The sequence below is a fragment of the Paenibacillus sp. FSL H7-0331 genome, assembly GCF_001956045.1.
Map to the genome: position 1 here is coordinate 38,395 of NZ_MRTH01000003.1, position 24,930 is coordinate 63,324.

Genomic DNA, 24,930 nt, shown 5'->3' on the forward strand with positions numbered 1-24,930 from the left:
GTAACGTAGAGCGGTGTATAGTGGTGTAGAGTGCGGTGTTAGAGATCATAGAAATCGTCGTACTTCACATCCAATGATGACCAGTATCGTTTGATCGTACAAGAATCAAGCTTCGTTTTGATAACGCTTTCAAAAAAGGGGATCGTAAACAGATATGCGCATGGCCAGCATGTTGTCAAACAAACCAATATTGAAACTGATGCTGTTAATAGGAGGATTAGGTCTAATATTACTTATCGTTAGTGGCGCGGTTCACTTCGTTTCCTCTCAGATGATGCAATATGAAAAAAAAGAGAAAACGATGAGAGTGCTAATGCAAGTGAAGCAGACCATGGACAATGAAATCAAGCAGATGAATCGGGTATACTTGCGAGTTGCTTCTGACCCGAATGTTCGGGATTATCTGTATGCTCAGGATCCTTCACCGGTCAGCCAGAAGCCCGCCGCCGAGCTTGTGATGAAAAGCTTGAACAGGTATAAAGCTGCCAATCCTTCCATACTGGATGTGTACATGTACGCCAAAAGCAATCATGCAATCGTGAGTACACAAACTGTGGACACGCCTGAACAGTTCTTTTCCACCCGGTTGTACACCTCCATGAAGTATTCAACCTGGCATCAGCTTATCAAATCGTACCAGAACAAGAACTACCTTCATATCGGACAGACCTCCAAGGATAGCTTTAAGGGAACTGGGCTGGCTCTTTTTCAATCGCTGCCGTTGACAGACCCAACAGGACCGGATGCAACGATAGTTATTGTCTTCAAGTCTGCCCCTTTACAATCCATATTGGATACTGTCGATCCGGCGCTCCAGGGCACTGTCATGATTACGGATAAATACGATGAGGTATTGCTATCCTCCCAAGTAAGAAAAGCCCCTGCTCCAGAAGTGCTGGATGGAATGACCAATGATAACGGCGTTCTATACATGGATGAGAATGGTACGAAGGTTGCTCTGTTTTATATGAAATCGTCTGATCCGGAGCTGACTTATATGGCTTTTATTCCTGAGGATTTGCTGAGTTGAAGTATGTTATTCGTTCGGGGGTACTCCTGTACAATTGGGCATTGAACGTCCAGTTTACCAGTGGAGAGGCCCCTGAATTTCGTCTGCGATTCATTCACTCATTTTACCGTATGCAATCTCCCCCCCTAATTTCTGAATATGAAACTCCTCCCAAGATTGATTTACATCACACCCATCTTAAAAAAAGATAAGTATGTTTAAATTACGGACTCCCTCTATTCAGACCCCTGCTGTAAGATTCATTTATAACAACAACGATGGGATGTGTGAATGTGAGTTTGTTAGCCTACTACAACCGGTACAAAATTCTTTATTTGTTATCCCTTCCGGGAATTATTTATTTTGTGGTTTTTAAGTATATTCCACTGGCAGGCTCGATGATGGCGTTTCAAAATTACAGTATTTTTGAGGGTATTTGGAAAAGTGAATGGGTAGGCGTGGCTAATTTCCAGCGTATGTTTGAGTTCGCAGACTTTTGGAGAATTCTGAAAAATACATTGGCTATCGGTTTTTACACGCTGGTCTTTGGGTTTCCGATTCCGATTATTTTAGCTTTAATGATGAATGAGCTGCGTAATCAGCTCTATAAGCGATTTGTCCAGACAGCGGTGTATTTGCCGCATTTTTTATCATGGGTCGTTGTTGGGGGGATTGTGATAGAAATCTTGTCACCGACCAGTGGTGTAGTGAACCACGTTCTTACCTGGTTTGGACAGGAACCGATATACTTCATGGGTGAGGACTCCCATATTCGAACGATCATCGTAAGCTCGGGGATCTGGCGGGATGCGGGCTGGAGCACGATTATTTATTTGGCCGCCATGAGCGGTATCAACCCCGATCTGTATGAGGCTGCGCAAATGGATGGAGCGACTCGGTGGAGACAGACGATCTCCATCACGATTCCTTCGATTATGACGACAATTACAATTTTGTTTTTGCTGCAGATCGGGAATTTTCTGGATCTCGGCTTTGAGCGGGTATTTGTGTTTTTGAATCCGCTGACGAATTCAAATGGGGATATTCTCGATACGTACATTTACAGGGTGGGACTCATTCAACGGGAGTACAGCTATACGACGGCGATTGGGTTGTTTAAATCGGTGATTGGGTTTGTGCTGATTGTTACGGCGAATACGTTTAGTAAGCGAGCAACGGGTGAGGGATTGTATTAAAGGTTCGATGTGGAGAGTGTGGTGAGGAGCATATGGTGAGGGGGGCGCTGCGCGGCCGAAGTGTTCTTCCGATCGCTGTTTTTCATGGATTTCCTGATTGGATAAGAGATGTATCGGTAGAAATCCATGAACAAAGGCGAACGCTCCGCTTCTGCAGAACACCACGGCCGCTCCGCTGCGTGCTCACCGAGCCTATAAGGCAGAGTAGTGATTAGGAAAAATGGAGATTGTCCAAGGTGTCCTTTGGATAATTAACTACAATATAAAACTCAGTGCATAAATATGAAGTCAGTTTGCTAAGCAAACTTTTGGGAGGCTAACCCGTGTCACCATCCAACAAAACAAGCCGATTGGCGCTGCTCAATCCATTGATTTTATTACTGATTAGTTTGACGATGCTGCTGCCGATTCTGAATATTATCGCGCAATCACTGAGTGGTTCGGTTGCGCTTAGCACTGGCAAAGTGATTTTATGGCCAGTGGAGTTTACCATGGCGAACTACGCAACCGTTTTGCAACAGGCTGCGATCTGGAGAGCTTTTGGGATCAGTGTAATTATTACCGTTTGTGGGACTTTGATTAATCTGATTATGACTGCGAGCTTGGCCTATCCTCTATCGAGACATGAGTATAGGGAACGAAAATATATTTTGCTGATGGTTTTGATTACGATGATATTTCATGCGCCGTTAATTCCGAATTATTTGCTCGTTAGGTCTTTAGGCTTGCTGGACACCCTATGGGCATTGATGCTGCCCGGAGCGATCAGTGCATTCAATTTGTTCGTGATGCGCTCATTTTTCCTTTCCATCCCCAATGAATTGATTGAATCGGCGAGAATTGACGGAGCAGGGGAGCTGCGTACCGTATGGAGCATTATTTTACCTCTATCCAAGCCGGCGATGGCAACGATGAGCATTATTTATTCGGTTGCCTTGTGGAACAATTACTCCAATGCGATGTATTATATCAATAATCGGGCCTTGTTTCCTTTGCAGGTCAAGCTGAGAGAGTTCGTTATTACCGACTCATCGGATTTGGCGAATACGGCGAATGATGTCGCCAACCTGTCACCGGAAGGGCTGAAGATGGCGGTCATCGTGATCGCAACGATTCCGATCATGCTCGTATATCCTTTTCTGCAAAAGCATTTTATTAAAGGGATGCTAATCGGATCGATTAAATCTTAACCGTGTAGGATGGATAATTCCGTGCACTACTATAATAAAGATCAACAGAGCTTAAAAAAACCGATGTTCCAGTTACAGCATTCGCGTTAAGATCATGTCGAAGCCACTCATTAACTCGTAGGGGGAACATATACAATGAAACGTTGGAAAAAAGCAGGTATGCTCGCATCGCTGACATGTGTTACAATAGTGGGCTGCTCCAGCCCGGCTGCACCCAAAGCAGCAGACAACAAACCGCAGGGACCGGTCAAAATTTCGATTTCGATGAGCGATTCCTTAAACAAGTATGCACTCGCAAGTACGGACATCAACAAGGACAAATGGGTCAAGAAGCTGGGAGAGCTTACGAATACCGAATTGGATATCCGACTGGTTCCACATGCGGAGTTCAAGCCCAAGACAGCCCTGATGTTCGCCAGCAACGATATTCCTGACGTGATGAACACCATTCAAGGCATGTTCCCTGAAGGACCCGATATGAGCGGAGCGATTAAAGGCGGATTGTTTATGCCGCTGGATGATCTGCTGAAGGAGTATGGACAGGATTTATTGAAAGCGATTCCGAAGGAAGCCTGGAACGAGGTCAAGTACAACGGTAAAATCTATGCGATCCCGGAATACTTATCGTCCTCCACGCGTCGTGCAACGTTTATCCGTAAGGATCTACTCGATCAGACGGGGCTGCCAGCGCCAAAAACTGTCGATGATCTTCTGAATGTACTGCGCGCAATGAAAAAGAACGGGGTTGCTGAACCGTTTGCCTTCCGCAAAGATTTTGTATATTCCGATGTGATTTTCGGTGCTTATGATGTGATGCCTTACAGCACGATGTTTGAAAAAATAGGCGATCAGGTTGTTCCTAAGTTTTTCAAGGTCGAAGCGATGCAAAAGGCGTTGCAGGTGTACAAGACGATGTATGACGAAGGCTTAATGGCGAAGGATTTTGCCAGTCTGGATGGTAACAAATGGACTAATAATATCAATGCCGGTAAATCGGGTGTCTGGAATCACAATGCCAATCTGCTGTTGAACTGGATTAATACCACAAAGCCTGCGAATGCCAAATCCGAGGTCATCATCATACCTTCACCTGTAGGGGATGACGGTAAAGGCGGCATGATGAAATATAGCTACACGGGCGGACTTTCTTATATTAACAGCAAGGTCAGCAAAGAAAAGGCGGCAGCCATCGTTAAATTCCACAATTATATGATTACCGAAGCGGGCGACAGATTCTTCAACTTTGGTATTGAGGGCGATACGTACACAATGAAGGATGGCAAGGTAGCTTATAAGCAGCCGACCACACCGGAGGGTACCTTGGAGGAGCAATTCCGTTCCGTTATGCTGAGATTGGTTGAAGATACGGCCTTGAATCGGACCTTGCTCAATACGACAGAGGATGGTAAAAAGCTGGTTCAGCAGTTCGATACCATTGTAACGAAGGAAGGTCGTAACGGAATTGCGTTCCAGCCTGAGCTCGCAGCCAGCGCCAAGTATACGGATGCCGGTATCAAGTTCTCGGATATGCCGCCGGTTATTCTGGATCATATGCTGAAAATGGTATACGGCAAGGAACCGATTTCCGATTGGCCGAAGGTGCTGGAGGAATGGAAATCCAAGGGCGGGAATGATATCATAAAAGAAGCAACTGACCGTTATAATCAGAAATCCGGCGTCATCATGGGAGACTAATACATCCAGACGTTGATCCCTGCACAAAATGGAGGACGGCACATGAAGCATATTCTGGTTGTAGATGATGAGCCGCTTATACTCAAAGGTCTTGTTGTCATGCTGAAGCAGCATTCGCATACCTTTGATTCCATTCGAACAGCCAGTAACGGCTTGAAAGCGCTCCAAATGATTGAGGAATCGATGCCTCAACTGCTGTTGACGGATATCCGGATGCCTAAGCTGGATGGTCTTGAGCTGTGCAAGCAGGTTCATGAGAAATACCCTTTGATTCAAAAGGTGATCATATCCGGATACGGTGATTTTGAATATGCGCAAGCCTGCATCTCGTATGGGGTTAAGGAGTACGTGCTGAAGCCGTTCATCCCCTCCAAAATTCATAGCCTGCTGGATAAGCTTGTGTACGAAAGCCATCATGCTGTATTTTCCATATCTCGATATGAGGAATGGATCGACAAAATTGTCGAAGCGATCTGGTCCTTGCGGATTGAGGAGGTTGAGCTGCATTTGGAGCAGTTAAGGTCGTATTGCAGTACGGCCTCGACCTCCGATTCGGATTTCATTCAGCTGTTGAAGGACTGCCTGACGATGCTCAAGAAACGTTTATCCGTCAAAGGTTTTCACCCGCAGGGTGAGGAAATCTCGGACGCTGCCGATAAATTGCAATATTTTGCACAGCTTCAAATACAGATCCTGAAAATGATTGATGAGCTGACCCTACAGCGGGGTGGACAGGATTTGATGCAGAAGGCCAAGTACTATATGGATTCTCATATTACGAAAGACTTGTCGCTTGAGGATGTGGCTGAATATCTCGGGATTACCCCGCCTTATCTAAGCCTGCTGTTCAAAAAGGTGCACAAGGAAAACTTCGTTCAATACCGGATTATGAAACGAATCGAGCTGGCCAAAAAGCTACTGGAAATTCCGCACTATCGGACTAACGATATTGCTTATGAGGTGGGCTACGAGAATTATCCGCATTTTTCACGCATGTTCAAGAAGGTCACCGGATTGTCGCCCTTGGAATACCGACATATGATGGGAATCAAATAATGAAGCCAACGCTCGCCAGAAGTATTTTTGCCTATATTGCATCTGTTGTCATCATCACCGCGGCTTCGATCGGATTTTTCTCCTATCATATTTCGTCCAAGAAGCTTAGTGAGCAGAATGAGCAGCATCTTAAGGAAATCGTCTCGAATGCGGTCAATCATACCGATTTGTATTTGAAATTGTATGAGCGGGCCCACCTATCTCTGTTCACCAATACGGACGTTAAAAAATTTCTCGATGCGCCTCCACAGGGAGATTACGAGTATTATGAGTTTACGAATAAGCTGAAGGTTAATGTGATTGATCCGCTGTTCATCAAATCTCCTGAGATCATGACGGTATATTTGATCGATTACAACCATAACTGGGTGTATTATGAGAATCCGGCGCTGAAGCCGATTGCCGATCCGCTGCCTGAGGTTACACTGGAGGAGCTGGATAAAGAGGCCGATGCGCAGGGAAATCTGACGATTATTAACAATAGCGTATTTGCCGGGAGCAGCAATCAATTTATTACATTGGCACGCAAAATCCACGGTGAGGTGTTTAACGAATTCAAAGGGATATTGGCGATCGAGATCAAATCCAATGAATTTTCAACGCTATGGCGAGGGATCAACCTCGGACCCAACGGGTTCTTTTCCATCGTCGATAATGAGGGACGGATCGTCTATCATCCGGATAAGAAGCAGATTGGCAGCTTTGTCGACAAGCAGCTTCTAAGTAAGCTGGAGTCGAACCCTTTGGAATCGTTCATCGATGCCTCCGGTGGTGAGGAGCGAATGGTGGTCAGTCTGAAGTCTGCATACTCCGGCTGGAATTTGATGGTGTCGTTGCCGACTGCGGATATTAACGAGCCGCTTTCGAGTATTCGGATGTCTTCCATCTGGGTGGGAGGCATTACGCTGCTGATCGCATTGCTGCTATCGTATCGATTTGGTCGGAATATTACCAAGCCGATCCAGATATTGAAAAAAGGCATGCGCCAAACCGAGCAGGGCAATTGGGTCAAGATCCCCCAGCTTCGAACTCGTAATGAGCTGGATGAGCTAATTGAACGATATAATTTGATGGTTGTGAGCTTATCCGAGTTGATGGATACGTTATACCGGACTGAATTAAGTAAAAAGGACGCCGAGCTGGAGCATCAAAAGGCGCAATTGCAATCCCTGCAGCTGCAAATCAATCCTCATTTTCTGTACAATACATTTGAAAATATTATTTGCTACGCTGTGATCCAGCAATCTGAGGAAATCACAGAAATTGTCGATGCCATTGCCTCCATGTTTCGTTATTCCGTACAGACCGATATTGAAGAGACGGCCATCGTGAATGAGCTAAAGCATGTGCTCAATTATATGACGATAATGAAGCATCGCATCGGTCGGGAGTTTGAGCTGGATGTGCGGATACCTCCACAGTTCTTTTTGAAGAAAACAGTCAGGCTGACGCTGCAGCCTTTAATTGAAAATATTTTTCAGCATGCGTTTGCGGATGGTTTGGAGGAGCATCATTTTATTCGGCTGGATGCCTGGATTGAAGGCGATGATTTGGTGATGGTGGTTGAGGATAACGGAGTGGGCATAGCTCCTGATCGTCTTGCAGTTCTGCAGAGTCAGCTGGATACGAACCAACTGGCTGAATCCAATCTGTCTGGTGGCAAGGGGCATGGCGGGATTGGCATGATGAATGTGCACCGCAGAATTCAGCTGGTATTCGGAGAGAAATACGGCTTATGTATGGAGAGTGAGCAGGGTAAGGGTACCCGCTTGTTCATTCGTTTTCCTGATCTGGCAACGTGAAACGTCCAATGCTCTTGTGTAGAGCACTGGACGTTTTTGCTTAATTATACGAGCTCCTCATTTCGGGGATGGGAATCTAATAAACGAAGCGTGGTTAGAAATACTGTAACCCCCCCCATAACAAAAACAGCAAAGAACGAATTTAGGACTAGGTACTCGCATAGTATGAAACGAGGTAATTATGAAGCATTATGGAGGTCATGTTAATGAGTTTTCAATATCCAGCAACACATCATCAGGTTTTATATCAGGCAGACCCGAGTGTAGTACACACATTAAGAACAATTCGTAATCGTATACATCATATTTGCAGTTCTCATGTTAATCGTTCAGTTCGTATTCAGACAATAGACGGTCATGTTTACGAAGGTGTAATTGTAAATTGTGATTCCGCCCATATTTATTTAAGAGTTTCTAATCCCGGAGTACATCGCCCATTTTTGGGGCCGAGTGACGCTGCAATCCTTACTTTAGTTCTATTCGAGCTGCTTGTCATAGTTTTGTTGTCATAAAAGGTACAACACACCTTCATTGGTAATCATAGAGATTCTCTTCTCTCCATGCTGCTTAGTTTAATATAGGCTACTCAATGAAGCCTTATATGTCTACTTCAAATTGTTAAAGTCTGCGGCCTTTGCGTTTATCAAGTAAGCTACAATTTCGTTTTGTTGTGATTCATTTTCCTTAAACATCACTTGAAAGCACACATCATTTTCGATCCAGAAATAGCTAACCAAATCCGCCTCATACGCATTACTTAATGGACCGTCGATTTTGTACTTCTCTGTTTGGAGCACTTCCATTCCTGCTACTTCTATCGGGCTTACCTTGACTTCATGCTTTTGCCCGTCTATACGATAGAAGTCAACATATCCGTTGTTTTTGATATCTTGATACGTATGACCGTTTTTGATTTGCTTGAGATTAAAACTGTTTGCATTACGATTGTTATTGTCAGTCTTTTGGTATCTAATACTGAGAAGTCTTGTATTCTTATCCTCATCGTCTATTGGAAAGCTGAAGTTGACCTTTTTGGTGACAAAAGCATTCATTGCTTGAAATTGTCCGAATAGCTGCAGCGGAAATTTAGGTGTAAATCCGATTAATTCCGGAGCCTGCTGTAAATCATCCGTATCATAGATTTGAATGTTCAACATATAGTCGCTTGTATAACGTTCATTCATCTGTTCATCAGGATATTTCATGGATTCTATCATCATAAGGAGCTCTTGATTTGAAACGCTCCCATGAAGTTGGTACTGGATATCCTGATCCTGCCATATATAGTACAGCTTTTCTCGCTTTCCTGAACCTACTGTCACCTTCAAAGCGTCCATTTGATTAATGATCAGGGGTTCTTTCTTTATTTCAAATTCAAATTCACTTATTTTAAGCTGTTGTTCGGATTGCTCAATTTTCGCATAAGCGGCTTCCAGTCCGTTTCCACCATACACCGCGTTTAATTCAAAATTTCCATAATGTTTGTTTCCTTTACGAGCTTCGTAATAAAATGAGGCCTGGGTTAGCTTGCTTTCTTCAGGTTGTTTTGATTTCAGATGTACACTCTCAAATTTGTAGTCCTCAGGCACAAAGTCAGGGACTTTAAACTTAAAATCGGCAATCCGAGCAGCCTTGTCCAAACGATTATAATCACGGAATGGGGAATCAAACAGAATTCGATCTTTCATTGCCGAATCGGTTGCTGCAAGCGTGTTATCCGTACTGATCGCCAAGAGCGGATTGTGAGAATTCGTTAACGTCACAGCAGCCAGAATCGCCATGCCTATGATCGCAATCGCTGATATTTTATAAGAGCCTTTTTTAAAAGACTTGATCATTGTCATCCTCCTAACGATTTGGTTATGGTTGTTCGATTCGTGAAAATACAGCAGGTTTGGCTGATTTCGTTTGGCAGAAAATCGCTTGAGAAATTCAATAATCGTCAAGCCATACGGAACAGCCTCTGCTTCTCCCAGAACCTCCAATACGTAAGCATCACAAGCGAGTTCTCTGTCAGCTTTCATCATCCTGATACAAATCCAGACCAAAGGATTCATCCAGTGGATCGCAAGAATAAAGCTTCCTATTGTATTCCAGGCCATATCTTTTCTTCGATAATGGGCTAATTCATGAGACAAGACATGTGATATCTGAGAGGGGTTCAATTCCTTGCCGATTGCTTCCGGTAAATAGATCCAAGGATGAATCACCCCTGAGATATAGGGACTTATCGCATAATTGTCTGTGTATACTGGGATCGGTAACGAAATGCCGAATTTCGCTCTGCAATCCTCCATAACCTGCATGATCGAAGAATCGGTTACCAATCGGAGGGTACGGAATCTTTGTCGCATCTTCATTATGCAATAGACCAGGTAGGTAAGGATGGTAACTACGCCTATAAGCCATACAGACGCCAAGATTTTTAAACCGAGAGCATGTGATTGTACAGTAGCAGGCTCAGGATCTTTCATCCTTAGTGCAGATAGGTCTGGCTCCATGTTAGAGTAATCCTGACTTAACCTGCTGTTATCATTGGAAAGTAATTCGTCTTGTTGGTTGGTTCTTGTTCCATTGTTAGATAGATCGCTTTGTACAAAAGAAACGATACCGGCAGCAGCCTTACTCCATTCGGTTACGAACGGCACCATATTAAAAATACTGACGTCGCTGTTTGGAAAAACGGGCAGCAGCAATCGGATCAACACAATCAACCATAACGCATGTCGAATGCGGGCATTCATGTAACGGTGAAATAACTTTTGAATCGATATCACTAACAAGGCAACAATACTTGCCGCAAAGGTCGAATACACAAACCAGACAAAAGTGTTATATACAATATCCATAGGTTTACCTCTTTACATGTACTTGGGCAGCTTCATTATGCTTGTGGTTTGTTATCGGCTTTATCCTGCTTGTCCGTCAAGATCTTCTGCAGCTGCTCGATCTCCTTATCGGACAAATGCGCCTCCTCCAAAAAATTGGTAACCATACTGCCTGCGACACCACCAAAAACTCTTTTTATAAAAGACTGACTTTCCGCCTTAACGCATTCTTTTTCTGAAAATAGGGGGTGGTATTTATAACCTCTTCCTGATTTCTCAAAGCCGATTACTTTCTTTTTCAATAGCCTGTTCACAAACGTACGAACGGTTTGCTCGCTCCATTGGATCTCATCGGGAAGCTGAAGCAGGATTTGCTCTGAGGTGATCGGGCTGCTTTTCCAAATGACTTTCATAATTTCCCACTCGGATTCCGATATTTTGGGAATCGTGCTCATAATGGAACCATCCTTTCTGATGATCTTTCATTTACGAATGTAAATATAACCTGATGAATTTGATATTACAAGTGTAAATGAAATTTGTCAACTGTTGGAATGTGATAGGAATGTCTGGATACAACGAAAAAAGAGCCGCAGCAGATGCGACTCTTCATTGAGGAGCTTTCTTAAAAGATAAAATAAAAGTGGTTTCTTTTTCATTCGTATCAAAAAGGATATCACCATCATTTTTTTGCATAATTTGCTTGCATATCATCAATCCGAGCCCAGTCCCTGATGATTTATTGGTTACAAATGGCGTGAATAAAAAATCTTTGATCTCGTCAGAGATCTTCGGGCCATTGTTAGAAATATACAGATACACCTGCTCATCATCTTCTTTTATTGACAGCGTAATTTGTTTTTTATGGGGAACTTCAATGAGCGCATCAACGGCATTGTTCAATAGATTGGAGAGTACTTGTTGTATGCCTTTCTTTTGTACCCTGATTATTTTATCGTTTTTAAATTTTTTAACAAATAGAATATCTTCTTGGATTAATCGCGGATTTATCATGGATAGAACTGAATGAATAATTTGTTGTATTGAGATGTTATCGAAGGATTCATCATGCTCTCGATTTCTGGAAAAACTGAGAAAACCCGTAATCTGCATATTAATACTCTCAAATTCATCATCAATAATTTTAATATAATCGGCAATCTTTCGGTTCATTTCAGAGGAAATGCTTTGTTTAATCAGTTTTAAAAATCCCTGGATGGATGTAAGCGGATTGCGGATCTCATGAGCCATACTTGCTGCCATTTTGCCAATCAGAGCTAGACGTTCACTATGCAGCTCATTAATTTGCTTATCTTTTTCCAATATCACATTTCGGGTCAGGCTCCAATAATTTTCACGCGCATGCTTCTCAAATAAATCCATTCTGAAAATGTACTTTTTTACAAGTTGATAGATCGCAATCTCATTTTCTGTGGCAACCTGTTCGACAGTTTCAAGAATGATTTTTCTCCAAATATTCGTTGTAATAAGAATGTATTCAATATAGTTATACTGATCCAGTGAAATCTTGGACCACTTCGGTATAGAATTAAAAATAGGGTGGTCGTCTGCAGGGATTTCTAAATTCATTATATAATTTAAATAATTATCAATATTTTCAGCTGAGTCTAAAGGCAGATCGGGATAAATTTCCCGTACCTCCTGCAACCACCTTTTAGATATGATCGCTTTGTGGCTTGCCATGATTGAAACATACTCGTTATTCATTGTTACAGCCACCGCCTCGTTGAGGTTTAATTCGACAATGTAAACGCAATACCTTTAATGTATGGGTCTGAGTAAAAATATAATCAAAGGTTAGGTTGGCGGATGAGACGAAGCAGATTTTTCCTGAAGGCGTACATCACCCAGATATGTACCTTGGCCTGAGTGAATCTGTATAGGAACCAAGGCAAGGAGGGCACATAATCGTGAATCGCAACGATACATTCCTGTGTGCCTGGAATTTGCATAAACTCGAGCCTTCCGTGGTGCGACTCTTTGGTATTCGCGAACGTGCCGCCGGTAATCTGGTATACAGCACACGCGGACGTGCTTCTTGGTGAGGAATAAGTCAGCTCCAGCAGCGGTCTTCGGTCGAATACAATATAAACACGGCATACCCCGGAGTCTTCGATTACGGTCCTCAGCAAGGGCTTGGCGAAGCTCGACAGCCAGGACAAATAATAGGCAGCAGCCCAGGTGGCGTTCTTACCTTCCGGCACAAGGATACGCTGAACAGAACGTACATCGGATTTTATCGTCTGCTTCCGCTTTATGCGTTTCACCTCGGCTGTTTGCTTGAGCATTTCCTCATAGGTCGTGACATCAAGCCCTCCGATATCCATCGTTCTTCCGAACAACTCTTTATTGCCAATACTGTGCTTTAACGCGTTCAGCACTTCGGAGAGCGATGAGTTCTCAGGCTCGTCAATCAGACCTGTACGAATCGTCGTCACTGGAATTCCAAAGGATTCAAGGATCTGCTGCACCTCAAGCCGACTACGCATGTGGCGGGAAAGTGCGTTCTTCTTCGTATCAGGTGGAACAAGGCCGCTCCAATACACGATCTGCTTCACGCCATTCTTTTGAGCCGCGCGTCCAAAATGCTCAGCAAGAATGACGTTTATATCCTCAAATTTGGCCTGTGTCAGCCTGGCGGTGGACAGCATGGAAGGAGTCAAATATACGGCGTAATCCGCACCCTCAAGACCTTTCTCCGCGTCATCCATAGAGAAAAAGTCGCAGGATCGCCACTCCACGTGTTCCCTATCCTCTCGGTTGTCGGCAAGTCTGGATAATGCGATAACTTTGGTTTGTCCTGACAATTGCTTTAGCAGGTTATATCCTATATATTCGTCCGCCCCCGTTAAAGCGATCGTTGGACGTTGATGATTCTCGTTATTTTTCTCCATGCATAATGCCCCCTTGTTGATGCTTAGTGTAACAGATCTAGGTCATGATGATGAAGCGATTAATAAATCACAAGTCAGTGTAAAATAGATCATTTGCGGATACAAGTCCTACAGCTATACTCACTATATTCTCGTAAAAGGATGGTGATTATAGTTGAACAGTAGGCGATTGTTAAAAGGAGGGAAGCTGATATGCGTTTCACTTTGTCTGGCGCTGCTGCTTTCGGTATCGACACCTTGGATTCAACCCGATTTGGCAGAAGCGGCGCTGCCGTATCCCCTACAGGAAGGCTTTGAAGGCTACGGAACGACAGCGTCGGGGTACACATCTCCGATTGCACCGACTGCCAGTGCGAGCCAGCCGTGGGTAAACGCTGTTGGAGGCAGCACGAACTGGTCGGTGGGAGAGATTGCTTCCGCTACACCTGGCAATCATGTGCTGAATCAGACGGATACGACAACGACCTCAGCCTATGTGGTGACCATCAATTATTGGGGCAGCAATAACCCGGAGCTTACGACCGATAGCATGGAGCTGTCTGCCAAAGCGAAGATTACCGGTGCCAACAGCACGTATGCGGGGTTGGTAGCCAGATATTCCGTATCCGGGAGTACGCCTAATTATTACCGATTTACGTGGAAGAAAAATTCGTCCAGCTATCAGTTTTATTTGGAAAAGGTTACGGGTACCTCCAAAGTCAGCGTTCCGCAAACTTCCGGTACACCTAATGCCAGCGGGGTTTCGGTAACCAACACGATTTTGAACCCGTCCTTGGACAGCTTCGGCTATTTGCCTCTCAAGCTCAAGGTTATTGAAAATGCCGATTCCAGCTTAACGCTTGAAGGCTATTACGCATCTACGCTCGTGCTGTCCGGGACGGACACAACGCCTTATGCGACAGGCCAGGTCGGCTTGTACAGCAATGCGGGAACGACCGCCTTTGATGATGTGCAGGCAGCCACCATCAGCTCACCTACTTCACCTGCCATGATTGCAGCTCCCAATCATATTACGGCGACTTATCCGAGCACGGGAGCGGTTAAAGTATCGTGGGAGCCGGTGGATGGTGCAGCGGGCTACAATGTAAAGATGGCGACAAGCCCAACGGGTCCTTTTACGAAGCAGAACAGCACACCGGTTACGACAACCAATTACACGAGATCCGGTTTGACAACGGGGACGACTTATTATTTTGTTGTCAGCTCGGTTACGACGTCTGGAGAGGGAAATGACAGTACACCTTCCGTATCAGGTGTTACGAAAGCGGTTTCATTACCAACGGTCACCACCGCAACCCAGCTTACTGCTGCGCTCGCATCGGCAGCGCCGGGAGACATCATTTTACTTGAAAACGGAAATTATGCAGGTGCATCCTACACAGGCTTGAATGGAACCGCAGACAATCCAATCGTCATTGCGGCACGTAACAAAGGGATGGCGAAGTTTACATCGACCGGACTTAAATTCACGACGAGCTCCTATATTACGCTGCAGGATTGTGAATTTACGATGACGGCTTCTACGTGGGTTCGTTTGACAGGCTCTCATCATATCCGTGTGACGAATAACTACTTCCATTCGCCTGCCACGAGCAGCGTGACCGGACCCAAAACCGATTGGGTCTATATAGATGGAGCCGGCAGCCATCACAATCGGGTTGACCATAATTTAATGGAAAATAAGCTGGATACAGGAAAATTTATTTTGTTCGACGGCGTTTCAGCGGCAAGTGCTGCAACCAAGGAAATCACTCAATACGATATGGTGGAGTACAACATTTTCCGCAACACGCTTGGACGTCAGGAGAACGAATCGGAGAGCATTCGGATCGGGGTATCGACATTGGTGCATCTGGACGCCCATACGACGATTCAATACAACATCTTTGATCATTGCGATGGTGATCCCGAGATTGTTTCGGTCAAGAGCGGCGCGAATATCATACGGTACAATTATTTTATTGAATCGCTAGGCTCCTTGTCACTTCGGGCTGGCAACGGCTCCAGCGCTTACGGCAATATGTTCATCGGTAATGGACGTACAGAGCTTAACCCCGACCCCTACGGTGAAAATCTGGGGACAGGCGGCATCCGCATTTATGGCGAGAACCATAAGGTGTACAATAACTATTTTCAAGGCTTGACAGGCAGCAGCTTTGATGCCGCCATTACGTTTACGACTGGCGATAAGGATGATTTGATGACGAATTATCCAACTTATCCGGCTCTGCATTACATAGCCAAAAATATCGTTGTAGCCAATAACACGCTGGTCAACAATTATGCCAACATTGAACTGGGGCTTGTTCGTTATGGGCTGCCTCCCGAAAATCTGACCTTTGCCAATAACATCGTAGTCGGCTCACAAAAAGAGCTGATCAAGATCATGACTCCCATTCCGGGTCTGACATGGTTGGGCAACATCATGTTCCCGCAAAAAAATGTGCCGCTCATAACCGGCAATTCGGCATCACTGACCTCATCCGAGGTTAATGTTGCTTACCCGCTGCTGAAGGATGAGGTGCTGCAGCATGATGCCAAGCAGTACGCCTGGCTGTGGACCTCATCCAGCTATACCAGGCTGAGAACGATTGCGTACAAAAAGCTCGGCTCGGCAAGTACGGCCATCAACGCATCCACAGGTAGCTATGGCAGCGGAGGGACGTATTCTTATATCAATGAGGATATGGATCGTGAGCCGAGGACCGGTATCCCTGATGTCGGAGCAGACGAATACTCGGCAGCGGGTCTGCCAGCGGATACAGCCAACCCGACATGGAGCGGCTCGACTCCGGTTTCAGTGACAAGCATCGCCCCTCGTCATGCAACTATCAGCTGGACAGCGGCGACAGATGATACGAGGATTGCTGCCTACCATATTTATCGGAATAATGTGAAAATCGATACGACCTTTGGAGATGTAACAAGCTATGTGGCTTTTGGCTTGCAGCCAGGAACCACCTACACGTTCAAGGTAGAGGCTGTGGACCAAGCGAATAAAACGGTCATGAGCGGTAATACGGTCAGCGCATTAACACCGGTGATGAGGGGAATTGTAGTTTCGGAGGTTCCTGTGCAGATTGCGCTGGGTGGCACTTCGAAGCAGCTTAAGGTTATCGCTACTTATGCCGATCTGTCTACGGAGGATGTAACGGCAGGGTCAACCTTTACCAGCAGCAGTCCTGGGGTGCTGACCGTTTCCACGAGTGGATGGGTGACAGCAGCAGCCTTGGGCAGCTCGATTGTAACGGCTGCATATGATGGAGCAGCGTCGCCGCCCTTAACTCTCAAAGTCAACGCTTCAGCGCAAACCAATCTTCCGGTCACCGCTGATACGTAAGTGGATAACATTACAGCTGCCAATGCCGACACGAATTACAGTACAGCAGCTACGATGGAAATTAAAGGAGACGGAACCAAACGGAGAGCCGGGTATTATAAAGTAAATTTGCCAGCCCTGAGTGACCGTATCGACACTGTGCAGCTCAAGCTGTACGTCACCTCTGCCGGAGCGGGTGGGGATTTACAACTGCATGGCTTACTCGATGATTCGTGGGTTCCGACTACGATTACCGCTAATAATCAGCCCGAAAGGGCAAGAACGGACGCAGCTCTGGGAGTGATTTCACCAATTACGGCGGGCAGCTTCGTGACCTTTGATATTACACCGTTCTATAAAAGCCAGTCGGACGGTGTGCTCAGCTTCCGGCTGACGAATAAAACAGGCGGAATCGCGGTCAAAGTCGCTGGTCTCGAAGGGACCACTGATACCCGGGACCCGGTAGTCATCTACACGACGATCAGCAATCCGACGGCTGTGCCAGCGGCACCAGCCTCGTTGACGGCAGCAGCAGTAGGCGGGAAGGTAAACCTGTCGTGGAACGCCTCGGCAGCAGCGGACAGCTATAAGGTGCTGAGATCTACGAACGGTACGACCTACAATGTGATCATTACCGGAGCGGGAACGACTACATCCAACGGGTACACCGATACGAGTGTGGTCAGCGGAACCACTTATTACTACAAGGTCGTCGCTTCCAATACCGTTGGTGACAGTACGGCTTCGAATGTTGTGACCATTGTTTCTTAAAAGAGGAGGGGTGGCGCGCGGCAGCATTAGAAACGGTCACTCTTACGGAAACAGCCGCTTCTGGTGCTGGCTGTCACGGTAATCTCTGGCGCCCATTCCTTTTACTTTATGGAAAATGCGGCAGAAGCTTGGATACGAGCCGAAGCCCGCTTCCACCCATACCTCTGCGATCGGCATATCTGAGGAAAGCAGCAGACTGCAGGCATGTCGAACACGCAGCTCATGGAGGAAATCGACAAAGTGAATACCGTACTGTTTATGAAACAAATCGCTAAGGTAAGCTGGAGTGATGTGAAAATGCCGGGCTACCTGTGCAAGCGACAACGGCTCCATGTACTGCTGGTACATGTATTGAACGATGGATGTCACGAGCTTGGCTTTTGCAGATATGCCGGAGGGAGGGACAGCTGGATCATCCGCAGCGTGTAATGAGCGGTAACGAAGGAATAGTGCCAGCGCTTCAAGCAGCTTTCCTTTCAAAACCAGATGCTTGTAGGGGATATCCGCTTCAAATTCGCTCAAAGCCTCGTCAAGTAAATGGCATATACGGCTCCTGTCGCTTTTAGGAACCATGACATACGGAGGCGAGCCATCCTCCTGAACCGTTAGCAGATGCGCTAGACCAAGCTCAGCTTCCTTTCCTTCTGTCAGCAGGTCCAGAGGAAAGTTGCAGGTATACAGGGTCAGCGATTCACCAGGGATGGATCGAAAGCTGTGTATATGAAAAGGCAGCAGCAGGACAAAGGTTCCGGGAATCATCCGATGCTCACTCCCATTAATGATTTCCTGACCGCTGCCTGCGGAAACGTAAGAAAGCTCAATAAAGTCGTGTCGATGCGGAGCAACCGCTTGATACGATTTTTTTTTCATGTAAAAGGGAAACAAGGTCTGACGGTTCGGATATTCAAACAGGTAGTCGGGATACATGGAGCGGCCTCCTTTACTCGTAATCTCATTATAAAACAAATCCTCAGTTAAAAATATGAGAGGTTAATAATAGACGAGTTGGCTATCAAGTCAGCAAAATATTTGACATACCTTACAGTTACATACAAAATAAATATAACTTCAGTTATTATGGTTTACTTTTCTGTTGTTTCAATTGATAGTTCACTGGGAATTTAGCAAGCGGTATGTAAATGACTAATAAAACTATTACCTATTGGAAATGAGGAATTGAATTATGGCAAAGACCGAGACCCAATGTCCTAAATGTGGAGGCAAGGAAATAGGCAAAGGGAGACAAACTGGATATGCAGTGGTAACTCCTATAAAAGGTCTTTTTAAATTTGGCACCCCTGTAATTCATTATATTTGTTTGAAATGTGGTTTTATTGTGGAAAGTTATGTTGAAGATCCATCAAAATTTAATAGCTGATATAAACAGCCAAGTAACAATTCCGTGATGACTCCGAACAAAATAAATACATCGCCCAAGGTGTCACAATTGGTACGATGTACTCCAATATTAATTACATTATCTGTTACTCTTCCCCAATAGCCATCGGATTCTCCTCATATGAAATCCAATCGCTCCAACTTCCGGCATAAAGCTTCACATTCTTGAATCCAGCCTCGCTAAGTCCCAGAATATTCGGCGTGGAGGTTACACCGGAGCCGCAGTACACGATGATTTCCTTGTCACGCGGAAGGCGTGCATAGTTCTCGGTTATTGCAGACTCGTCCTTGAATCGGCCCTGCTCGTCCAGGACATCCTTCCAGAACTTGTTGATCGCGTCCGGAATATGACCCGCGGCTTTATCGATAGGCTCCACTTCTCCCAGGTAGCGGGGAGCTTCGCGGGAATCGAGCAGCAGGGTTCCAGGCTGACCAAGCTTGGCTTGAACCTCTGTCACATCGGCAACAATATCGGTTCGAAAATGAATACATACTATCGAAAAAATCGAATTCTTAAAAATATGAGAGGTTTATTAGAAAATATGAACACCTTGGAGGTCCCACGTCCTGTACGCTAATACCTAAGATAAGGAGAGGAGCAATAACAAATGGCGAACAGCAAACGGTTTCACGGGATTTTCACAGCGTTGGTTACCCCTATGCATGAGGACGGAGGTATCGACCACCCATCATTGGTACGATTGGTGCAGCATCAAATCGAGCATGGCATTCATGGGTTTTATGTTGGAGGCAGCACAGGAGAAGGCTTCCTGATGACGCGGGAAGAGCGCAAGCAGGTATTGGAAACGGTCATTCAGGCGACTGGCGGCAAGGCGCGTGTTGTTGCACACATCGGCAGTATGAGTACGATGGAGTCCGTTGAGCTTGCCCAACATGCTGAAGCGGCGGGAGCAGAAGCGGTCTCGGCGGTTGTGCCTTTTTACTATAAAGTAGGAGCCAGAGAAATTCAGAAGCATTATGAAACGATTATGGCTGCCACCAAGCTGCCAATGATTGTTTACCATTTCCCTGGTGCCACAGGCGTCCAGCTTTCACTCGGATTTTATGAAGAGATGGCGAAGCATCCGCAATGTATCGGAGTGAAGTTCACCTCGCTGAACCTGTTCGAAATGGAACAGATTCGTTCCAGGTGTGGGGACGATTTCCTGATCTGGAACGGTCATGACGAGGTTTTCGCAGGGGGTGCCTTAATCGCAGCGGATGGTGCTGTGGGCAGTACGATGAACATGATGCCCAGTCTGTATACGGACATGTATACGTCCATACAGGGTGGACTATGGGAGGAAGTACGCTCCCTGCAAAGTAAAGCCAACGCTATTATTTCGCATCTGGTGAATTTTGACGTGATACCCTACGAAAAATATGTACTATACAAGCAGGGGATTATCAGCACACCTACAGCCAGACAGCCATTAAGACAATTTACATCGGAGGAAAACGAGCAAATCCATCGCTTTCTGCAGAGCAATGAAATATTGAGCGTTCACAGTAAAGTAAACAACCCTTCCTGATGAACCTAAGTCTAAGTTCTGGTCCGAATCACCGCAATCCATAAGAAACCCTCCTTCTTCAGTCATGCTATAATGGCAATGAACATACCCAATAACTGGTTGGAAGGATGATGGAGGATGGCAACACTTATACCTTTCCTATTTTCGGAGGATTCCAGAGCGCAAGCGGAGTTCTATATTGGAGCGCTTGGTGGGGAGATCCAGTCCGTTATGACGCATGGTCAGGCACCAGAGCCGAATGATGCGATCAAAGACAAAGTCATGCACTTGTGTCTGCTTGCCGGAGGAATCAACTTTTTCATGGCTGATTCCATCGGTCCACTTACGCAGGGGAACGGCATCAGCCTGAATTTGAACTTCGAATCTGGAGCCGAAGGCCGGGAAGCGTTCGATAACCTCGCGGCAGGCGGCACAGTGATACATCCGCTCGAGCCGGTATTCTGGGGTGGCATGTACGGGCAAGTAGAAGATAAATATGGCGTTAATTGGATGATCAGCTGCTAAGCTGAAGAAAGCTAATCCTGACCGGAACGAGGCTTCCGATAAGGCCATACCATCGAAGAATAGGGCTGATGCAGCCCTATTCTTTTTGTTTTCAGCAATAAATGTAATAACTGTAAAATTGTACGATTACAAACCAATGAAGATCTTTTTTACACTAGAAAAGAATCAAACTAAAGGATTTACTTCAGATGGGGAGAAGAGGGCCGCAGTCTTTTATCATATCAACCAAGGAGGCTTTACCAATGAGAGGTTTTGGAAAGCATGGACAGCAGGATTAATCACTATACAACGGTCTCCAGCAGCTTCCAATTCGGTATTGCGGCAATTCGTTTGTGTGTGATACAATGATTTCAACTTGGTCAAATGCTATATTTTGGACATTTGCTCAAAATATAAATCGTGTTGGGAAGTGGTTATACACCCATACATCGCAATTGAACTGTAAGATTCATTTCATTCGTCAAACAACTGGGAAGTAACAAGCTCTCCGGGGTTACATGTTTCAAGAGGAGTGTGATCATGAGAGCCGTACATTTTGGTGCAGGCAATATTGGCAGGGGATTTATCGGACTGCTGCTTTCCCGTTCAGGTTATACGATCTGTTTTGTGGATGTGAATGATAAGGTAGTATCACTGCTTCGTCAAAGAGGGAGCTATACGGTTTCCTTGGCAACCGAGTCTCACGATAGCGTGGAGGTCAATGGAGTATCAGCAATTAACGGTAATGAGGTTGCACAGGTTATCCAGCAAATCGCCAGCGCCGATCTGATAACTACAGCGGTAGGGGTGAATTTGCTTGGATCGATTGCCGATGTCATTGCGCGAGGCATAGAACACAGGATTAAGAACAGCTTGTCCGGTCCACTTCAGGTCATAGCCTGTGAGAATGCAATCCATGCAAGCTCTTTATTGAAGAAGCAGGTGTATGAACGGTTAAGCCGTGAAGCATGCAGCAAGGCGGATGAAGCTGTATTTTTTACTAATACGGCTGTGGATCGGATCGTGCCCATTCAAAGCCATGATGATCCGTTGGAGGTAACCGTCGAACCCTTTTATGAGTGGCTGATCGATCGTAGAGGCATGCCGCCGGGAGCAGTCCAGATACAGGGGGCGGGTTATGTTGATCAGTTGGAGAGCTACATCGAGCGCAAGCTTTTTACCGTCAATACCGGACATTGCTGTGCCGCTTACTTGGGCTATCTGAACGGTTATGCAACGATCCATGAAACGATGGCTGATCCGGCTATTTCTATTCAGGTCAGGCAGGTACTGGAGGAAACGGGCTCCTTGCTTGTTAAGAAGCATGGTCTGAATCTGCAAGAGCATACACAATATATCCAAAAAATTATGAGCCGTTTTGGCAATGCTTATTTATCTGATGGGGTTGTCCGTGTGGGTCGCTCACCGATCCGTAAGCTTTCTCCGAATGACCGATTGGTTCGTCCTGCTCTTCAAGCCTTTCATTTAGGAATAGAGCCTTATCATTTATCAAGGGTAATAGCGACGGCACTGCTGTTTGATTACAGTTCAGACGAGGAAGCTGTACAAATTCAAGCGAAAATCAAGGCTGTGGGGATTCATCAAGCTGCTGCTCATTTTACTGGAATACCGATTGGACATCCTGTTCACGACCTGATTATTCATCACTATGAGACATTGACACAGCCGATATAAAATGCGAAATCATATACCTTCTATGTGGTTAACACAATGTTGTAATCGTTGTGCTGACATGATAAAATGATCGTATATTTGAGCATTTGTGCAATCGTGGACGTATGATTAGGTTGATTTGAAGATCAAGGATATTCGAAAGGCATTCTGGGAATGGGAGGCGGTGCAATCGGACAATAATTATCCTATAGTTGGATATTTTGTTGAAGGATTGGGCCAATTTGAATCATATGAGCGGAAATAGTAAAAATGAGCATTTGTCTAAAGAGAGCTTTCTGGAGAGGGTAGCACGGATGTACTACGTCCTTGGCATGAGCCAGCAGGAAATCTCTGTGCAGCTTAATATCGGAAGATCTTCAGTTTCCAGATTTTTAAATGAGGCGAGGGAAAGAGGAATCGTACAAATCCAAATTCGTTCCGACCTGGACAGCTGTCGGCATGAGCCCTTGGAACGCAAACTTACCAAGCTGTATGGCTTGAAGGACTGCGTAGTATTTCGGGGTGATCAAAGCGCGAATCCTTTTGAGGCAATGGCGACTCAATATCTGGATTCGGTACTGCCCTCACACGGGGCCATTGGGCTTGGGTGGGGGAAGACGCTGAACGCAATCGGCACCCAGCTGCATCTGTGCGATTCGCGTCCGGGACTGAAGGTTTATCAGCTGATAGGCGGTTTTGGCGCCAAGGAAGATCAGATTCCTGCCTCCTCGATCATTCAGATGTGGGCTCAAGCGCTTCGGGGCAAGGCTCATTTGTTTCCAGCACCTGCGATTGCCGGTAGCGCTGAAAGCAAGGAAAGCTTTATGCAGGATCCGAGCATACAGGAGATCATGTTGGAAATCCGCAAAATGGAAACGATTGTGTTCAGTATTGGCCACGCTGGTGAAGATTCCACCTTATTGGCGTTAAATCTGGTATCCGGTTTAACCTATGAGGAGTTAAGTGGAGCCTCTGTAGGAGAGATTCTGTTTCATTGCTATGACAAGCAGGGCAAGTTCTCCCTTCCACGCATCAGCGAAAGGGTCGTAGGCACGTCGACGGAAGATTTGATGAATATTGAGTTGCGTATTTGTGTGGCGCAAGGCGCGCACAAGGTGCAAGCTATAAGTGGTGCTTTGCAAGGAAAGCTGCTGAATGTGCTGATTACAACGGAAGAAACGGCATTGCAGGTACTTGAGCTCAAATAAATCCAATAAATTGATGTTTAAGGAGATATTATTGTGAAAATTAAAGGTGTTGCTCACCGGGGTTATCCGGTCAAGTATCCGGAAAATACACTATCCTCCTTTCAAGCTGCAGTTGATTTGTCTTTTACGCATCTGGAGCTTGACGTTCATTTAAGTAAAGACGGTATTCCAGTCCTTATGCATGATTATTCGATTGAGCGGATGACGGATGGTAAAGGCTTCATCCGTGATTACACTCTGGATGAACTCAAATATTTCCGCGTTAAGGAAGTAGAAACGATCCCGACCCTGGAGGAAGCATTGAACCTGCTTAAGGGCCAAATATCGATTCTGGTTGAGCTGAAGCAATCTGGCGACCTATATCCGGGTCTGGAGGAAAAGACGCTGGAGGTTATACGCAAAACGGACACATTGGACCAGTGCAGAATCATTGGTTTCGATCACTTTTCCATCGCCAAGACGAGACAACTGAATAAAGATATAAGACTGGGTCTGTGCAGCAGCGGAAGTATGCCTTACGTGTTTCCGTTTATGGAAGAAATCGATTGTGACTTTTTGGGTGTGCAGCTTCGCTTCATGACACCGCAATATGCAGCCATGATGCAGGAGCGGGGCATCATTTCCGGGCCTTGGCCCGTAGATACATTAGCCGATATGGAGCTTATCGCCGCCAAATATCCAACGGATCTGATCACGACGAATGAGCTGGAGCGTTGGGCCGAATTTTATCGCAACCATCCCAAGCTGCATGTAGGTGTATAGCACTTTCTTCTACTTTATGTTCATATAATAGAAAAAACGGAACAACAAGCTTTTGCTTGCGGTTCCGTTTTTATTTGTAAGTCAGGTATGAA

At 45.6% G+C, this 24,930-nt stretch carries 20 protein-coding genes; 14 read left to right on the forward strand and 6 right to left on the reverse strand.

Annotated features, from left to right (window positions below; genetic code table 11):
* Window positions 1–301 precede the first annotated feature (301 nt).
* From BK127_RS05065 to BK127_RS05090, 6 genes are all read left to right on the forward strand, one after another.
* Window positions 302–1,030 (forward strand): cache domain-containing protein, encoded by a 729-nt coding sequence (locus tag BK127_RS05065; RefSeq protein ID WP_144026375.1) that lies wholly within the window; start codon window positions 302–304, stop codon window positions 1,028–1,030.
* A 272-nt stretch (window positions 1,031–1,302) separates the two neighbouring features.
* On the forward strand, window positions 1,303–2,205 hold the full coding sequence (locus BK127_RS05070) for an ABC transporter permease (RefSeq protein WP_372237342.1): 903 nt from the start codon (window positions 1,303–1,305) through the stop codon (window positions 2,203–2,205).
* Window positions 2,206–2,528: 323 nt separating this feature from the next.
* Window positions 2,529–3,395 (forward strand): carbohydrate ABC transporter permease, encoded by an 867-nt coding sequence (locus tag BK127_RS05075; protein ID WP_076228938.1) that lies wholly within the window; start codon window positions 2,529–2,531, stop codon window positions 3,393–3,395.
* A 135-nt stretch (window positions 3,396–3,530) separates the two neighbouring features.
* Window positions 3,531–5,090, forward strand: coding sequence for a type 2 periplasmic-binding domain-containing protein (locus BK127_RS05080; protein WP_076228939.1), 1,560 nt, complete (start codon window positions 3,531–3,533; stop codon window positions 5,088–5,090).
* A 42-nt stretch (window positions 5,091–5,132) separates the two neighbouring features.
* A complete protein-coding gene (locus BK127_RS05085; protein ID WP_076228940.1) occupies window positions 5,133–6,146 on the forward strand; it encodes a response regulator transcription factor in 1,014 nt (337 codons plus the stop codon).
* Window positions 6,146–7,948 (forward strand): cache domain-containing sensor histidine kinase, encoded by a 1,803-nt coding sequence (locus BK127_RS05090; RefSeq protein WP_076228941.1) that lies wholly within the window; start codon window positions 6,146–6,148, stop codon window positions 7,946–7,948. The genes BK127_RS05085 and BK127_RS05090 overlap by 1 nt, the downstream gene beginning before the upstream one ends.
* Before the next feature lie 605 nt (window positions 7,949–8,553).
* Here the strand turns inward: BK127_RS05090 and BK127_RS05100 are convergent.
* The 4 genes from BK127_RS05100 to BK127_RS05115 form a co-directional block, all read right to left on the reverse strand.
* A complete protein-coding gene (locus BK127_RS05100) occupies window positions 8,554–10,797 on the reverse strand; it encodes a M56 family metallopeptidase (RefSeq protein WP_076228943.1) in 2,244 nt (747 codons plus the stop codon).
* 35 nt (window positions 10,798–10,832) lie between these two features.
* Window positions 10,833–11,231 carry a BlaI/MecI/CopY family transcriptional regulator gene (locus tag BK127_RS05105; protein ID WP_076228944.1) on the reverse strand — a complete coding sequence of 133 codons (399 nt, stop codon included), beginning with the start codon at window positions 11,229–11,231 and terminating at the stop codon, window positions 10,833–10,835.
* A 154-nt stretch (window positions 11,232–11,385) separates the two neighbouring features.
* Entirely contained in the window at window positions 11,386–12,480 is a 1,095-nt protein-coding gene (locus tag BK127_RS05110; protein ID WP_179097385.1) for a sensor histidine kinase, read from the reverse strand.
* Between the two features lie 107 nt (window positions 12,481–12,587).
* Window positions 12,588–13,691 (reverse strand): NAD(P)H-binding protein, encoded by a 1,104-nt coding sequence (locus BK127_RS05115; protein ID WP_076228946.1) that lies wholly within the window; start codon window positions 13,689–13,691, stop codon window positions 12,588–12,590.
* 154 nt (window positions 13,692–13,845) lie between these two features.
* Here BK127_RS05115 and BK127_RS05120 point away from each other — a divergent pair, with 154 nt between their 5' ends.
* The gene (locus BK127_RS05120; RefSeq protein ID WP_076228947.1) at window positions 13,846–17,031 is read left to right on the forward strand and encodes a chondroitinase-B domain-containing protein; all 3,186 of its coding nucleotides are present in this window, start codon (window positions 13,846–13,848) and stop codon (window positions 17,029–17,031) included.
* Window positions 17,032–17,781: a fibronectin type III domain-containing protein gene (locus BK127_RS44680; protein WP_076228948.1), complete on the forward strand. Its 750-nt coding sequence runs from the start codon at window positions 17,032–17,034 to the stop codon at window positions 17,779–17,781.
* Window positions 17,782–17,823: 42 nt separating this feature from the next.
* Here the strand turns inward: BK127_RS44680 and BK127_RS05130 are convergent, their stop codons facing one another.
* Window positions 17,824–18,708: a helix-turn-helix transcriptional regulator gene (locus BK127_RS05130; protein WP_076228949.1), complete on the reverse strand. Its 885-nt coding sequence runs from the start codon at window positions 18,706–18,708 to the stop codon at window positions 17,824–17,826.
* 256 nt (window positions 18,709–18,964) lie between these two features.
* Here BK127_RS05130 and BK127_RS05135 point away from each other — a divergent pair, with 256 nt between their 5' ends.
* A complete protein-coding gene (locus tag BK127_RS05135) occupies window positions 18,965–19,159 on the forward strand; it encodes a transcription initiation factor TFIIIB (protein ID WP_076228950.1) in 195 nt (64 codons plus the stop codon).
* Window positions 19,160–19,265: 106 nt separating this feature from the next.
* Here the strand turns inward: BK127_RS05135 and BK127_RS05140 are convergent, their stop codons facing one another.
* The gene (locus tag BK127_RS05140) at window positions 19,266–19,637 is read right to left on the reverse strand and encodes a sulfurtransferase (protein ID WP_305954280.1); all 372 of its coding nucleotides are present in this window, start codon (window positions 19,635–19,637) and stop codon (window positions 19,266–19,268) included.
* Between the two features lie 150 nt (window positions 19,638–19,787).
* Between BK127_RS05140 and BK127_RS05145 the strand changes: the two genes are divergently transcribed.
* The 5 genes from BK127_RS05145 to BK127_RS05165 all read left to right on the forward strand — a co-directional run bounded on the left by BK127_RS05145 (window position 19,788) and on the right by BK127_RS05165 (window position 24,838).
* On the forward strand, window positions 19,788–20,711 hold the full coding sequence (locus tag BK127_RS05145) for an N-acetylneuraminate lyase (RefSeq protein WP_076228951.1): 924 nt from the start codon (window positions 19,788–19,790) through the stop codon (window positions 20,709–20,711).
* A gap of 117 nt (window positions 20,712–20,828) precedes the next feature.
* On the forward strand, window positions 20,829–21,215 hold the full coding sequence (locus BK127_RS05150) for a VOC family protein (protein WP_076228952.1): 387 nt from the start codon (window positions 20,829–20,831) through the stop codon (window positions 21,213–21,215).
* Window positions 21,216–21,734: 519 nt separating this feature from the next.
* Window positions 21,735–22,889, forward strand: coding sequence for a mannitol-1-phosphate 5-dehydrogenase (locus BK127_RS05155; RefSeq protein ID WP_076228953.1), 1,155 nt, complete (start codon window positions 21,735–21,737; stop codon window positions 22,887–22,889).
* A 191-nt stretch (window positions 22,890–23,080) separates the two neighbouring features.
* Window positions 23,081–24,076: a sugar-binding transcriptional regulator gene (locus tag BK127_RS05160; RefSeq protein WP_076228954.1), complete on the forward strand. Its 996-nt coding sequence runs from the start codon at window positions 23,081–23,083 to the stop codon at window positions 24,074–24,076.
* 33 nt (window positions 24,077–24,109) lie between these two features.
* Entirely contained in the window at window positions 24,110–24,838 is a 729-nt protein-coding gene (locus tag BK127_RS05165) for a glycerophosphodiester phosphodiesterase (RefSeq protein WP_076228955.1), read from the forward strand.
* Window positions 24,839–24,930: the final 92 nt, after the last annotated feature.